The sequence below is a fragment of the Actinopolymorpha pittospori genome (genome assembly GCF_014873875.1).
Classification (GTDB): Bacteria; Actinomycetota; Actinomycetes; order Propionibacteriales; family Actinopolymorphaceae; genus Actinopolymorpha; species Actinopolymorpha pittospori.
Map to the genome: position 1 here is coordinate 10,296,396 of NZ_JADBEM010000001.1, position 13,549 is coordinate 10,309,944.

At 68.8% G+C, this 13,549-nt stretch carries 14 protein-coding genes; 6 read left to right on the forward strand and 8 right to left on the reverse strand.

Annotation, left to right across the window (positions count from 1 at the left end; genetic code table 11):
- Positions 1-3: 3 nt before the first annotated feature.
- From HEB94_RS47670 to HEB94_RS49940, 6 genes are all read right to left on the reverse strand, one after another.
- Positions 4-843: a DUF1206 domain-containing protein gene (locus tag HEB94_RS47670; protein ID WP_192755952.1), complete on the reverse strand. Its 840-nt coding sequence runs from the start codon at positions 841-843 to the stop codon at positions 4-6.
- Positions 844-926: 83 nt separating this feature from the next.
- Positions 927-1,160, reverse strand: coding sequence for a DUF6458 family protein (locus HEB94_RS47675; protein ID WP_192755953.1), 234 nt, complete (start codon positions 1,158-1,160; stop codon positions 927-929).
- Positions 1,161-1,403: 243 nt separating this feature from the next.
- A complete protein-coding gene (locus tag HEB94_RS47680; RefSeq protein ID WP_192755954.1) occupies positions 1,404-1,607 on the reverse strand; it encodes a CsbD family protein in 204 nt (67 codons plus the stop codon).
- A 747-nt stretch (positions 1,608-2,354) separates the two neighbouring features.
- Positions 2,355-3,305, reverse strand: coding sequence for a Gfo/Idh/MocA family protein (locus HEB94_RS47685; RefSeq protein WP_337918482.1), 951 nt, complete (start codon positions 3,303-3,305; stop codon positions 2,355-2,357).
- A 27-nt stretch (positions 3,306-3,332) separates the two neighbouring features.
- On the reverse strand, positions 3,333-3,662 hold the full coding sequence (locus tag HEB94_RS49935; RefSeq protein ID WP_202896931.1) for a sigma-70 family RNA polymerase sigma factor family protein: 330 nt from the start codon (positions 3,660-3,662) through the stop codon (positions 3,333-3,335).
- Between the two features lie 5 nt (positions 3,663-3,667).
- On the reverse strand, positions 3,668-4,156 hold the full coding sequence (locus tag HEB94_RS49940; protein ID WP_337918592.1) for a sigma-70 family RNA polymerase sigma factor: 489 nt from the start codon (positions 4,154-4,156) through the stop codon (positions 3,668-3,670).
- A 55-nt stretch (positions 4,157-4,211) separates the two neighbouring features.
- On the opposite strand from HEB94_RS49940, the gene HEB94_RS47695 reads away from it, so the two are divergent.
- Together HEB94_RS47695 and tnpB are read left to right on the forward strand one after the other, a co-directional pair.
- On the forward strand, positions 4,212-4,781 hold the full coding sequence (locus HEB94_RS47695) for an IS607 family transposase (RefSeq protein WP_192755956.1): 570 nt from the start codon (positions 4,212-4,214) through the stop codon (positions 4,779-4,781).
- Positions 4,778-6,115 carry an IS607 family element RNA-guided endonuclease TnpB gene (tnpB, locus tag HEB94_RS47700; RefSeq protein WP_192755957.1) on the forward strand — a complete coding sequence of 446 codons (1,338 nt, stop codon included), beginning with the start codon at positions 4,778-4,780 and terminating at the stop codon, positions 6,113-6,115. The genes HEB94_RS47695 and tnpB overlap by 4 nt, the downstream gene beginning before the upstream one ends.
- Here tnpB and HEB94_RS47705 read toward each other — a convergent pair whose 3' ends face one another.
- Together HEB94_RS47705 and HEB94_RS47710 are read right to left on the reverse strand one after the other, a co-directional pair.
- Positions 6,116-7,678, reverse strand: a complete 1,563-nt coding sequence (locus HEB94_RS47705) for a sensor histidine kinase (protein WP_192755958.1) — start codon at positions 7,676-7,678, stop codon at positions 6,116-6,118.
- 218 nt (positions 7,679-7,896) lie between these two features.
- Complete coding sequence (locus HEB94_RS47710) at positions 7,897-10,023, reverse strand: ABC transporter substrate-binding protein (RefSeq protein WP_337918483.1); 2,127 nt, start codon at positions 10,021-10,023, stop codon at positions 7,897-7,899.
- Positions 10,024-10,156: 133 nt separating this feature from the next.
- Between HEB94_RS47710 and HEB94_RS47715 the strand changes: the two genes are divergently transcribed.
- From HEB94_RS47715 to HEB94_RS49950, 4 genes are all read left to right on the forward strand, one after another.
- Positions 10,157-10,906, forward strand: coding sequence for a WHG domain-containing protein (locus HEB94_RS47715; protein WP_202896933.1), 750 nt, complete (start codon positions 10,157-10,159; stop codon positions 10,904-10,906).
- Between the two features lie 137 nt (positions 10,907-11,043).
- Positions 11,044-12,111 carry a medium chain dehydrogenase/reductase family protein gene (locus HEB94_RS47720; RefSeq protein ID WP_238361815.1) on the forward strand — a complete coding sequence of 356 codons (1,068 nt, stop codon included), beginning with the start codon at positions 11,044-11,046 and terminating at the stop codon, positions 12,109-12,111.
- A 43-nt stretch (positions 12,112-12,154) separates the two neighbouring features.
- On the forward strand, positions 12,155-13,042 hold the full coding sequence (locus HEB94_RS49945; RefSeq protein WP_202896934.1) for an FAD-dependent oxidoreductase: 888 nt from the start codon (positions 12,155-12,157) through the stop codon (positions 13,040-13,042).
- Positions 12,994-13,545 carry an FAD-dependent monooxygenase family protein gene (locus tag HEB94_RS49950; RefSeq protein WP_202896935.1) on the forward strand — a complete coding sequence of 184 codons (552 nt, stop codon included), beginning with the start codon at positions 12,994-12,996 and terminating at the stop codon, positions 13,543-13,545. Before HEB94_RS49945 ends, HEB94_RS49950 begins: the two co-directional genes overlap by 49 nt.
- Positions 13,546-13,549: the final 4 nt, after the last annotated feature.

A 13,549-nucleotide genomic window follows, 5' to 3' on the forward strand; every position in this document is an offset into this window, starting at 1 on the left:
GGATCAGCCCTTCCGGTAACGCGCGTCGAAGAGGCAGTAGACGCCGTAGCAGGCGACTCCGACCGCGATCGCCCCGAGCATCACGGTGCCGTGCGGTTGCCGCGCGAGCGTCGAGAGCGTGGTGTCGAGTCCGGTGGCCTTCTGCGGGTCGAACGTCACCGCCGCGACCACGATCAGCGCCCCCACCAGGCCGTAGGCCACACCGAGCGCGGCGTAGCCGACCTGGCCGAGTGTCAGGGCGATTCGGCGTCCGGGATCGCTTGCCCGGGCGAGATCGAGGTCCTCGGTGAACTTCTTCTTCAGGCCGCGGTAGACGAGGAACCCCGCGACCACGACGACGCCGAGGCCGACCAGCCCGACCAGCACCTGTCCCAGCGGCAGCTTGAGCACCTTCGCGGTGAATGCCTCCTGGGTGCCGTTGGAGCTGCCGCCGCCACCACCGCCCGCGGCGACCTTGCCGGCGCTGAAGGCCAGGACGCCGAACACGACGGCCTCACCCGCACTCGCCAGTCGGCGCATTAGACGCCGCCGGTCAGAGCCCGCACCTGAGTAGCCCCACGCCGCCTCGGCCAACTGCCACAGCACCAGCGCGACCAGCCCGACGCAGATCGCCCAGAGGAGCACCTGACCGCCGGGCTGGTTGGCCAGCGTCTGCAGGGCTCCGGACTTGTCGGGCTTGCCACTGCCGCCGGTCGCGACCTTGAAGGCGAGGTAGGCGAAGGCGAGATTGACGACGCCGTAGGCGGCCAGGCCGACCCGGCCGAGCAGCTTCACCGGCCGGCTGTCGGCCGCCTGCTGGGCCTTACGGCCGGCATCCCGACCTTGCCCTGTCCGCGTGACCATTACGCGCTCCCGCCTCTTGTTCGTTCCGGGTTGTCCGAGCGACGTTCGAGGTTGTCCGAGCGACGTTCTCTTCGCGGCCGTGCTCAGAGCGCGGGAGGCGGCGGGCCGTCGTCGTACACCCGACGCTCCTCGACCCGCGCGGTCGCCGCACGACGCCGCGGACCCCAGATCACCAGGGTCAGGATGATGCCCAACACACCGACGATCAACAGGATCCAGCCGACCACCGAGAGTTCGAGTCCCGAGATGTCGTAGTCGACCGCGAACGCGAGGATGGCGCCGACAGCGATCAGAAGGATGCTGACGCCGATTCCCATGGAGACCACCTCACAGCTGGTTGGTCAGGTCTGGTAGCTCAGGTCCGAAACATCCCCGTTGCCCCCTGCTCTCACACGCTAGGGCACATTCGAACTTGACGCGAACCGACCAGGTCCGGCCGTACGGAACCACCCACAGCACCCGGCCGAACACGCACCACGCGCAACAGGAGACACAAAAGCGGTGCCCGCGCCGTGTGGCGCGGGCACCCGCAGTGAACTCAGAAACTCAGGACGCGAAGGCTAGTCCTTGTCGAACATCTTCTTCGCGGAGTCCTTGGCATCGCCCGCCGCGTCGCCTATCTTTTCGCCAGCCTGCTTCGCGTGGGCCTGCGTCTGCTCCGTGCGGCCCTCTTCGCGCATCTCTTCGTCGCCCATGACCTGGCCGACCTTCTCCTTGGCCTTGCCCTTCATGTTCTTGGCCTTGTTCCTCATCTTGTCGCCCATCGCGGAGGTCTCCCTTCCCAGGCGCCGCGGCTTCGGGACCTGCTGGCCGCGACCTCACGCTCACAGCACATACCCGTGACGGTGTCTAAGGCAACCGGTCTTCGACTGTTCGACTCGGACACTTCCCTTTGACTCGGACACTTCGGTTCGGTACGACGGTGGTGAGTGGCCACCAGGGCCGCCCGCGACATGCGTGTCGCTCACGTATGGGAGGAAGTGAAGGTCTGGTGCGTTTCCGCGACGCGAGTCATCTCCTCGTCGCCCGTGGGCACTTCCTGCCACGATGAAGGCGCTTCACCCGCCAGGGACGACGAGACTTCTTACCTGACAGGGATTCGCGCTCTCACCCGGTGAGGGCAACGTAGGTGCGCCACGGAACACCAATGACGTAACCAAGTCGTCGATTGGCGCGCAGGGACGCCTCGTTCACCTCCGCGCCGCCGGTTCCAAATCTCCGTACGCCTTCCGCGGCCAGCGTCAGGACCGCCTGTGACTTCACCACCGTCGCGAACCCACGACCACGAAAGAGTCACGACGTACCAGCGGTGGATTCCCTGCTCGCGGAGGCGTTCCGTCACGGCATCGTGCATGGCGAACCAGGACCTGTCGTCGGCGGCCACGATCTGCACGCGACACGTGTTCGCAGCGTCGTTCATCCCGGACAGCGAGGCCGCGGCCACGACCTCCGGCGTGGATCCAGCGAGCTCACCGACCAGGACCTGCGTCGCGGAGGGCAGCGTGGCGAGGTCAGGGCCGTCGGAGGCGAGACGGGGAAACGTACGCCGCCAGAGCATACGGACCTGGTCGACGTCGGAGGCGGGCTGCGCCGGCCGGACACTGAGCACCGGGTCGGCCGGGTTCAGTGAACCTGGGTGCGGTCGTGGACCCGGTGGTCACGGTGGCCAGGACTGCATCGCCGAAGTCCAACGTGATCTGGTAGTTGTCGGGAGTTTCGACGTCGATCAGCTCACCGTCAACCACACGTTGCGGGCGAAGGCGGCCGGTGAACGCCGAGACCCGGCGTACGGGACCGAGCAGCCCGGCGAGCGCGGTGATGTTGTAGACGCCGAGGTCGAACAGCGGCCCGCCACCCGCGCGGTAGAACCACGGGCCCCAGTCGGGACCGTCCCAGCCGTAGCGCCCTCGGGCCAGTGCCGGCCGGCCGATGTCGCCGTCGCGGATGTGGCGCCACATCGCCTGGAACGTCGGGCTGAGGATCACGAACGGTGCACACACCAGGTGGCCCGCGCTCGTCTTGGACAGTTCGACGAGTTCGGCCGCCTCCTCCAGCGTGGTCGCCATCGGCTTCTCCACCAGCACGTGCTTGCCGGCCAGCAAGGCGGCCTTGGCAAGCCGCCCGTGCTCGGGCATCGAGGTGAGGACGAGAACGACGTCGACCTCGGGGTCGTCCAGGACCTCGGTGTGGTCGGTGGTGAACCGCTGAACTCCTGGCTCACGGAGTACGACGTCGCGCAGGTCCGGGTTCACGTCACACGCGACCAGGTCTCCGACCTGGCCGCGGCTGCGCAGCTGCCGGATCAAGGACATGTAAGGGCCGCGCATCACGCGACCGCATCCGACCAACCCCAGCTTCAACGGCCCACCCACCACGACCTCCGTCGACGAGACAGCTCGATGTCTGCTGGACGCTAGAGACCGGCCGCGCGGGCAGTCAACCGGGCCGCGCGCAGGTGGCACTGATCGGACTTCCTTGCAGCGCCGGCCCTACGGCTGGGGACGGAGCCGGGTGAGCTTGTCGGGATTCAGGACGCAGTAGATGCCGTGGACGAGGCCGTCGCGGGTGTGGACGGAGACGACCTGGTCGATACCGTCGACGGTGACCCAGATGGCGGGCCGGCCGTTGACCTCGACCAGCCGGAAATCCTCGAACGGATACCTTCGGACCAGGCCCGCGATGAAGGCGACGACGTTGGTCAGTCCGGACACCGGACGCAGCGCGGCGCGCACCTTGCCGCCGCCGTCGTTCCAGGCGACGACGTCGTCGCTGAGCATCGAGGTCAGCGCGTCGATGTCGCCGCCCTGAGCGGCGTCCATGAAGCTCAGCAGCAGCTTCGCGTGGTCCTGTGAGGACGGCTGGAACCGATCACGGCCCTCGGCCAGCCGTGCGGCGGCCCGGTGTGGATCTGGCGGCAGTTCGCGACCGTGGCGCCGATGATCGGCGCGATGTCGTCGTAGGGCAGGTCGAACGCCTCACGCAGGAGGAACACCGCCCGCTCCGGCGGCGAGAGGCGCTCCATCAGGTGCAGGGCGGCATAGGACAGGGTGTCGCGGAGTTCGGCGGTGTCGAGGGGCCCGAACGCGGCGCTGTCCACGGGTTCGGGCAGCCACGGTCCGGTGTATGCCTCGCGGGTGACCCGGGCGCTTCGCAGCTGGTCCAGGGCGAGCCGCGACACGATCGTGAGGAGGAACGCCCGGGGCTCCCGGACGTCCACCCGGTCGGCGGCGGTCCAGCGCAGGAAGGCGTCCTGAACCACGTCCTCCGCGTCCCACATGCTGCCGAGCAGGCGGTACGCCAAGCCCAGCAGCAGGGTCTGTCTTTAATAGTTGAATTTGAGTTGTTATTAGCTGTCATATAGTAGTGACGTGAACTTGAAGGAGTGGGCGGCTTCCCAGGGTGTCGGTTACGCCACTGCTCTGCGGTGGTACAAGGCTGGGAAGTTGCCCGTTCCGGCGTATCAGGTCGGGCGGTTGATCGTCATCGGTGAGCCTGGAGTCGCCGCTGGTAGGGCTGTGGCCGTTTATGCCCGTGTCTGTTCAAGTGACCAGAGCGCCGACCTCGACCGGCAGGTTGCGCGGGTGTCGGCGTGGGCCACGACCAACAGCTACCAAATTGGCAAGGTCGTGACCGAGGTCGGGTCCGCGCTCAACGGGAAGCCTCAGAAGTTCCTCGCACTGCTTCGTGACCAGTCGGTGCAGACGATCATCGTTGAGCGCCGCGACCGCTTCGCTGGCTTCGGTGCCGAGTATGTGGAGGCCGCTCTCGCGGCGTCGGGCCGCCGCATGGTTGTGGTGGACCCGTCTGAGGTTGATGAGGATCTGGTTCGGGACGTGACCGAGATCCTGACCTCATTGTGCGCACGGCTCTACGGTCGCCGCGGCGCCGCCAACCGCGCGGCTCGTGCGGTTGCCGCCCTGTCCGAGGACCCGGCGTGACGCTGCTTGGGTACAGGTACGCACTGGACCCGACGCCGCGTCAGGCCCGATACATGGCTGGGCACTGCGCGGCCGCACGTCGTGCGTTCAACTGGGGTCTTGGCCGGGTGAAGGCGAATCTGGACCAGCGGGCAGCCGAACGCACCTACGGCATCCCTGACGAGCTAGGGACGCCCAGCCTCACATGGTCGCTCTACAGCTTCCGCAGGGACTGGAACCAGGCCAAGAACGACGTAGCGCCATGGTGGGCCGAGTACAGCAAAGAGGCGTATTCGTCCGGGCTCGATGCTCTGGCGGCTGCCTTGAAGAACTGGGGTACTTCCCGCACCGGCAAGCGCAACGGTGCCCGCGTCGGGTTCCCGCGGTTCAAGTCCAAGCGACGCGCGGTGCACTCGTGCCGGTTCACCACCGGAACCATCCGCTGTGAACAGCGGCACGCCGCACTTCCGCGCATCGGGCGGGTGAAGCTGCACGAGCATCCGGCCAAGTTGCTCGACGCGCTGAGGGAAGGGTCGGCGCGCATCATGTCCGCCACGATCCGTTTCGAACGTGGCCGCTGGTTCGTGTCCTTCACCGTGGAACAGTCGCTTCCCGAACTCACACCCGCTCGGCCCGATGCGGCTATCGGCGTGGATCTTGGTATCAAGACCCTCGCGACCCTGTCCGAAGGCCCACCCGTTGAGAACCCGCGTCACTACATCCAGGCCCAGCAGAAGCTGGCTCGCCTGTCGCGACGCGTGTCCCGTCGTCGCGGCCCGGACCGGCGTATCGGTCAGGCCGCGTCGAAGCGGTGGCAGCGCGCCAACGCCCAGCGCAACCGGGTGCATCACCGTGTCGCTGACCAGCGGCGCGACGCCATGCACAAGCTGACCACCCGGCTCGCGTCCACCTACGCCACGGTCGTGGTCGAAGACCTCAACATCACCGGCATGCTGTCCAACCGCAAACTCGCCCGTCATATCGCTGACGCCGGGTTCGGTGAGTTCCGGCGCCAACTGGAATACAAGGCCGAACGGTTCGGCGGCCTGATCGTGGCGGACAGGTGGTTCCCCTCAAGCAAGACCTGTTCGGGCTGCGGAACAGTGAAAGCCAAGCTGCTCCTGTCCGAACGCGACTACGTCTGTAACACCTGCGATCTGATCATGGACCGCGACAAGAACGCGGCCAGGAACCTCGCCGCGCTGGCAGTCGCCGCGAGTAGTGCGGAGACACAAAACGGACGCGGAGCCGACCAGAAGACCCGGATTACCGGGCAGGTGGCCGAGAAACGTCAACCGGGCACGGCATCTACCGGTAAGACCCGGACTCCTTTACCAGAAGGTGCAGGTGTATAGCTAATGACTACTCACTTGCAACGGAACGTGCCAGTAGATCTTGGTGGTGGTGCGACCTTCCGTCACACCGGCCTCGCAGGAGCCGCCGAGGCGTGCCGCGCGAGCGGTGAGAGCCCGCAGGTAGCTCGCCGCCTCGTCGCTCCCGGCGACGGCACCGTCGTCCAGCACCACGAGCGCGAGTTCGTCCGGGCTGGCTCGCACCAGCATCTCGACCTTCGTGGCCGACCCGCGCTCGGCGATGTAGGTCAGTGCGTCCCGCACGACGAGTGGCAGTGACTGTTCGACCTCCGGCGGCATGGCCGGGTCGAACGTTCCCTCCATGACGAGCCGCGGGGTGAAGCCCAGTCGTCGACCCGCGGCATCCACCTCCCGCCCGAGGCGGTCGCACACGGACGGGTCCAGGTTCGCCTCCTCGAGATGGAAGACGCTGGAGATGAGGTCTCTCGTGGTTCCGTCCAGGTCCTGGATGGCGTCCTCGACGCGTTCGCGCACCGCCGACGTGGGCGCCAGGCCCGCCGCGCTGTGCAGGCGGGTACCGATGGCGAACAGCCGCCCGATGACCCCCTGCCGCAGCTCTCGGGCGATGCGCTCACGGTCCTCGAGAACGAGCGCTCGCGTACGTTCCTGGTGCTGCTGAACCCGCTGCAGGGCGAGAGCGGCCGACTGGACGAAGGACTCCACGTGGCGTGCCTCTCGCGCGGCGACCGTCTCCATAGCTGATCCACGACGCCAACCGACGAAGGCCACGCCGAGGACCTCCTCCGGAGCAGAGAGGGGAACCACCATCGCCAGGGTGATGTCGGCGAAGGCGTCGATCCACTCCTGCGGCGGCTCGTAGCCTTCCTCCCAGAGTACGTCCTCACCGACCGCGGTCTGACGGGTGCGAATGAGCTCGGCCGCGGGGGCGATCTCACGGAGGGTGAACCTCGTTCCGGTGGCGTACTCCATGCCGAGACCGTCCGCCGCTTCGAGCGAGCAGACGCCCGGGTATGCGGGATCGACCAGGACCAGTCCGACGTAGTCGGCCGCGGACACCTCCCGTAACCTCCGCGCGATGGCACCCGCCGCCGCCCGCGGACTGTTGTGGGACAAGGGGATCCCGCTGACGTCCGCGATCGCGTCCAGCCACTGCTCGCGGCGTGCCGTGGTCTCCGGCTGGCGGACGTCGGCCAGCCTCATGGCCGCGGCGTCAGCGAAGGCCACGGCGACTTCCTCGTCGGCGGAGTCGAACCCGCCGTCCTTGTCGACGAACAGCAGGTGCGCGGAGGGCCAGGGACCCGCCTGGATCGGAACGCCGAGCAGGTTGTTCATCATCTCCCCGCCCAGGAGCGGGCCGGACCGCGATGCGGTCGTGAGGCGGACGGGGCGTCGTTCCTGGTCGAGAAGGCGCATCACCCGCGAGAAGTCGGGCGTCTGGGTGAGCTGAGCAGGTTCCTCGTCAGTGAGACCGAACGTCACGACCTCCACCAACCGCTCATCCGGGCCGACCTGGACGAACAGGCCGTAGGAGCAGCCGATGGCGGCGCAGGCCGAGCGGAGAAGTCCGCGAAGTACGTGTTCCACCTCGGCCGACCCCCGGCATGTCGTTTCCGCGTGTGCCGACCGTCCTCGCTGCCCAACCTCGTCCGCTGGTGGGCTACGCGGCAACTCGGCCCATGAGCGCACCTCGATGGTAGACACGCCGCTTCCGCTCGGAGTAGGTACGGACGTCCGGCTGTCCCGCGGGTGAGCGGTGATCGCGGGCGGGAGATCACGGGCGCCGGTGTGCGGACTCCCGCCGGTCAGGTGTGCGCTTCGGGGTGACGCCAGAACCATGTCTCCGGGTCGTAGACCGCCGGTGTCGGATGGCTCCACGGTCCGGCGAACCCGTTCAGGGCAAGCTGTTCCCGTCGGGGGACGTTTCCCAGGTCCTTGTGCGCGAGGATCGGCACCGGCGTGTTCGCCACCGGCCCCATGAAGAACGGCCCGTCCTTCACGTGGATGCTCACCATCTCCCAGACGAGCTGGTATCTCTTCAGTGTGTCGGTCTCCACCTTCGCCTGGTCGTGCAACGCCCAGAGGCGTTCGATGGGGCCGCCCTTCACCGGCTCGATGCTCGGTGGTTTCCGCTGGTACGGATCGACGTCCCTGACCTTCTCGGCCGCGGGCGTGTCCCGGATCGCGTGGTAGTTGGCGTGCAAGGGTGCCCACCAGTCCGCGAAGCCGGACAGCGGGACCAGCACCTGCGGCTCGATCAGGATCTCGTGGATGCCGCCACCGTTCTCCCACGCCGTCGTGGACATGAGCTCGCCGGCCTGCCACTTGATGGAGAAGGCGTCCGGCGCGATGGGGTTCTGTCGTGCCTGGATCCCGATCGCCTTCCAGTCGCGTTCGAGCAGGGCGTTCTTGTGGATGTGCTCGGGTGAGGTTCCGGCCGGGTAGTCCAGGCTGATCACCAGCTTCCCGCCGTCCGGGAGCTCCCGAAGGCCGTCGCCGTCCTTGTCGACCACGCCGAGTTCGTCGAGCAGGGCCTTCGCCCGCTCCGGGTCGTGGCGAGAGAAACTGTCCCGCCAACCCGCGTAGGCGCGCGTGGCGCCGGCCCCGCTGTGCAGGTCACTCGCCTTGGGACTGTAGGTCCCGGTGGTGATCTCGCCGGTGTTGAAGTAGATGGACTTGCGGGCGTCGGCGCGGTCGAAGGCGAGGGACAACGCCTGCCGGAACCTCGGCTCCCTGATCAGCGGTCGCAGCTTCGGGTCGCGGTAGTCGTAGTTGAGGAAGAAGATCGAGCTCGTCCCTGACCCGCCGTCCCAGAGCAGCACCTCCAGCCCGGTCCGCGCCTCGGTCCGTTTCAGTCCGGACACGTCGGCCAACGTCAGGGAGAGGAACGGTCCGTGCGCGTGATCGACCTTGCCTTCCTGCAACTGCAGCTTGGTGACCTCGACGTCCTGCGCCGCCACCATCGTGACGGTGTCGAGGAAGGGCAGTTGGTTGCCGGATGTGTCGACGCAGTAGTAGTACGGGTTGCGTTCCCATACGACGCTGCGTCCCTCGCTGTAGGTCCGCACCCGCCAGCCCGTCATGGTCGGACAGGCCGGGTTGACACCGAAGTCGCGGCGCCGGTCGAACTGTCCCGCGGCGCTGGCCCAGTTGGCCGGAACCTTGGGGTTGTAGCGCGGGTGATATGGCGCGAGGTAGTGCTTGGGAGCCATCCAGGCCGGGCCGACCCCGCCGTTGACCCACCGCGCGAGATGGAACGGCGTGAGCGGGGCCGGCGTCTCGAAGCGCATGACCAGCGTGTGGGGGTCGGGGGCGCTCATGTCGACCAGCGCGCCGTTCGCCGAACGTGTCTCGTCCGGCGGTGCCTCGGAGTGGTCCTCGTTCAGGACCATGTCCTCCCACCAGAACATGATGTCCGCGGTCGACCAGGGTTCACCGTCGGACCAGCGCAGGCCCTGCCGGAAGTGGAACGTCCACTCCGAGGCGTCGTCGTTGGACTCCCAGCTCTCCACCAGGCCCGGCCCGACGTCGAGCCCGTCGTTGAGCCAGCGCAGGAGTGAGTGCCCGTACATGTACTCCTTGTTCGCCGCGCCCGCGGTCTCCGTGGTCGGCATCCGCAGGTTGCCGCCGTACGTGCCGGGTGTCACCCAGTGGTGAGGCATGACGTAGGGGTTGCGCGGCAGACGGTCTCCGACCGGCGGCAGGCTGCCGGCCTTGACCTGGGCGGCCAGCTCGGGCGCTTCGGCGAAGGAGGACGGGCGGGGCGGCGGCTTGGTCGCGGACCCGCTCGGCCGGCCCTTCGTCGTGGCCGGGCTCGTCGCGGCAGGGGTGGCACCCCCGTCACCACCGTCCCCGCTGCATGCGCACAGGGCCGCGAGACCTGCCATCGCGGAGGCGGTGAGGAAGGCGCGCCGATCAGGGTGTGTCGTCACACCTGGGAAGCTAGGCGCAACGCTTCGCGCCGGGCGTTCGCGAATCGAGGGAGGAAAGTACAGGATCACCCGATGGCCAGAGCCAGCCACGGGGGTTAGCATCTCTAACTTCAGCAACGGCTACTCACGCAGGGTGGAGGACCGAGCGGTCATGGCGGTCGACGGCAGGAGCACCCCACGCCAGCGTTACCGCGACCAGGTGCGGGCGGAGATCAAGCACGAGGCGCTGGAGCAGATCCGCGCCGGCGGTATTCCCGCCCTGAGCCTGAACGCCGTGGCCAAGCGGCTCGGGCTCACCGGGCCGGCCCTCTACAAGTACTTCCGCAGTCGCGACGACCTCCTCACCGAGTTGATCGGCGACGCCTACGACGAGGCCGCCGCCGCCATCCGACGCGCGGGCGAACGCGTCGCCGACGCACCGGCCCGGGAGCGACTCCGCGCCCTCGGGGCGGCCTACCGGCAGTGGGCGCTGGAGGCTCCGCACCTCTACCTCCTGCTCGCGGGTACGCCGTCGCCCTCCTACGCGGCGCCCGCCGAGATGGTCGAGCGGGCCCGGGTGGTCCTCGGACCGTTCCTGCCGGTGCTCGCGCAGGGGAGGCTCCGCCCCGGCGCCGAGGAACTCCGGGCGCAGCTGCGGCGCTGGCTGGAGGAGACGCCGGCGGTGGTCGAGTGGGTCACGAGCCACACCTCGGCCGGCGACCCGGCCACCGCGCTCACGGGAACGATCATCGCCTGGACCCGCCTGCACGGCGTGGTGAGCCTGGAGGTCCAGGGGCAGTTCGCCGGGATGGGGCACCAGCCGGCGACCCTGGTCGAGGTCGAGATGGACACCCTCGCCGACGTGATGGGGCTTCCGGCGCCGACGGGCGACACCGACCGCTGAGCCGGCGACACCCGGCTCCACCCGGCTTCACCTCCCCCTTCCCGCGCCCCTCTTGACGAGCACGGGCATGCGCGTCACACTCTGGTTAGACCTTCTAACTCCAGAACCAGTACCAAACCAGGTCGAGGGAGATCGCCATGATCACGCAGGCAACGGACCAGCGGATGGTGACCGAAGTGGTCCTGCCCGGCGTTGTCGCGCCCGAGGGACTCCAAATCCGGCAGCGACCAGTCGCAGGCCCACGAGCCGGCCAGGCGCTCCTCGCCATGGAGGCGACCGGCGTGTCCTTCGCCGAGCAGCAGATGCGACGGGGCAAGTACTACGACCAGCCGCCGTTCCCGTTCGTACCGGGCTACGACCTGGTCGGCCGGGTGGAGGCGGTGGGCGCCGGCGTCGACCCGGGACTGGTCGGACGCCGGTTCGCGGCGCTCACCAAGACCGGCGGATGGGCCAGCCATGTCGTCGTCGACGCCGCGGACCTGGTGCAGGTGCCGGACGCGGTCTCGTCGGCCGACGCCGAGACGCTCGTGGTCAACGGCATCACCGCCTGGCAGATGCTGCACCGCGTCGCCCGGATCCGGGCCGGACAGACCGTGCTCGTGATGGGCGCGAACGGCGGGGTCGGCTCCACCCTGGTTCAACTCGCCCGCTCCGCCGGCGTACGCGTGATCGGCACCGCCTCACCGCGTCACCACGACACCCTCCGGCACCTGGGCGCCACGCCTGTCGACTACCGCGACCCCGACCTGTGGGCGCACCTGCGCGAACTGGCGCCGGACGGTGTCGACGCCGTGTTCGACCACGTGGGCGGCGAGGGGATCCTCGACTCGTTCCGCCTGCTCGCCCCCGGCGGCACGCTCGTGTCCTACGGCACCGCCTCCACCCGCGACGACGCCGGCTCGTCCAGGATGCCGGTCCTCAAGCTGGTCGCACGACTCTTCCTGTGGAACCTGCTGCCGAACTCGCGGCGCGCGCACTTCTTCAACATCTGGGCCGGACGCGGGCGCCCGGACGCGTTCCGTGCAAGGCTCCGCGCGGACCTCGGCCAGGTCTTCGCCCTGCTCGCCGACGGCGTGGTCAAGGCACAGGTGGCCGGCCGGATCCCGTTGTCGCGGGCGGTCGAGGCGATGCGGCTCGCCGAGTCCGGCACGGTCACCGGCAAGGTCGTCCTCGTCCCCGACCCCGCATCCGCACCGTGCTCCTGAGACCACGAGGTGTATCTTCGAGGTCGGCTTCAGGGAGGACATCTTGCCGCTCTCCGCCTCGCAGGTCTTCGCCGACATCAGCGCCCAACAGCCGCCCGCGCAGCACACCGCCCTCATGGGGACCGCTGCCGTTCTTGGTGGCAGCGTGGCGGGCCTGCTCGCCGCCCGGGTGCTGTCCGACTACGCCGAACGCGTCGTTCTCATCGATCCCGACGGTCCCGTCACCGCCGACGACGCGCGACCGGGTGTGCCGCACGGGACGCAGGTGCACGCGCTCCTGCCCGGCGGTCGTCGCCAGCTCGAGCGCTGGTTCCCGGGCTTCACCGCCCAGACCGTCGCCGCGGGGGCGCTGGAGGCGGGCCCGGAGAGCAGGCGCACCTACGTCGACGGTCGGTTGAAGCAGTGGCCGCTGGCAGAGATCCAGCTGACCGCGAGTCGGCCGTTCCTCGAGGCCGCCATCCGGCGCCGTGTCCTCGCGCTCCCCAACGTCGTGGTGACCACCGGGCGCGCGACCGGCCTGGAGTTCAGCGACGGCGCGGTGTCGGGCGTGCGGTTCGACACCGCGGAGGGCGGCGGCGTGGAGAACGCCGACTTCACCGTGGACGCGATGGGACGCTCCAGCCGGCTCAGCAGCTGGCTGGAAGAGGGTGGCTGGGAGCGTCCGTCCATGCGGCGCATGACCGTCAACCTCAACTACTCCACGGCCATCGTGTCCCGCGACGAGGACGTCCCGAAGATCAGCATCGCCCTCGCCCTGAACACCCCCGCCTCCGCGCAGTCGCCTGAGGTCGCGGGCGCCATCTTCCTGCCGATCGAGAAGGACCGCTGGATCGTCATGATGGGCGGCTACGAGGACCCCGACCTGGCCGGACCATCGAGGACATGCGGGCGCGGCTGCGGCGAGACTTCCCGCCGGAGTTCGGAAGCGTGATCGGCAACGACCTCCTGGGCGACATCACGACCTACAGGCACTCCGACAGTCGGCGGCGCGACTTCCACCTGCTGGAGAGGTTTCCGGCCCGCCTGGTGAGCGTCGGGGACGCGGTGGCCTCGGTCAACCCGATCTACGGCCAGGGAATGTCGTCGGCCGCCCTGCACGGGGCGGCGCTGGCGAGCTTCCTGCGTTCCCACCCGGATCTGAGCTCACCGGCACGTGAGTTCTTCGACCTGCAACGCGTCGTGGTCGACGCCGCCTGGCAGACCTCCACCTCGGCCGACCTGGCGTTGCCCCACGTGGACGGGCCCTATCCGCGCGGCTACCGGCTGACGCGCTGGCTCAGCGGCCAGATCATGAGCGCGTCCATCACCGATCGGGCGGTCTCCCAACGCTTCGACGCGGTGACCACCATGCTCAGCCATCCGAGCACCCTCGCCACACCCGGCGTCGTGCTACGCGCGGTGCGCGCCAACCTGCGGGCGCGCGGCCAGGGCTGACCGG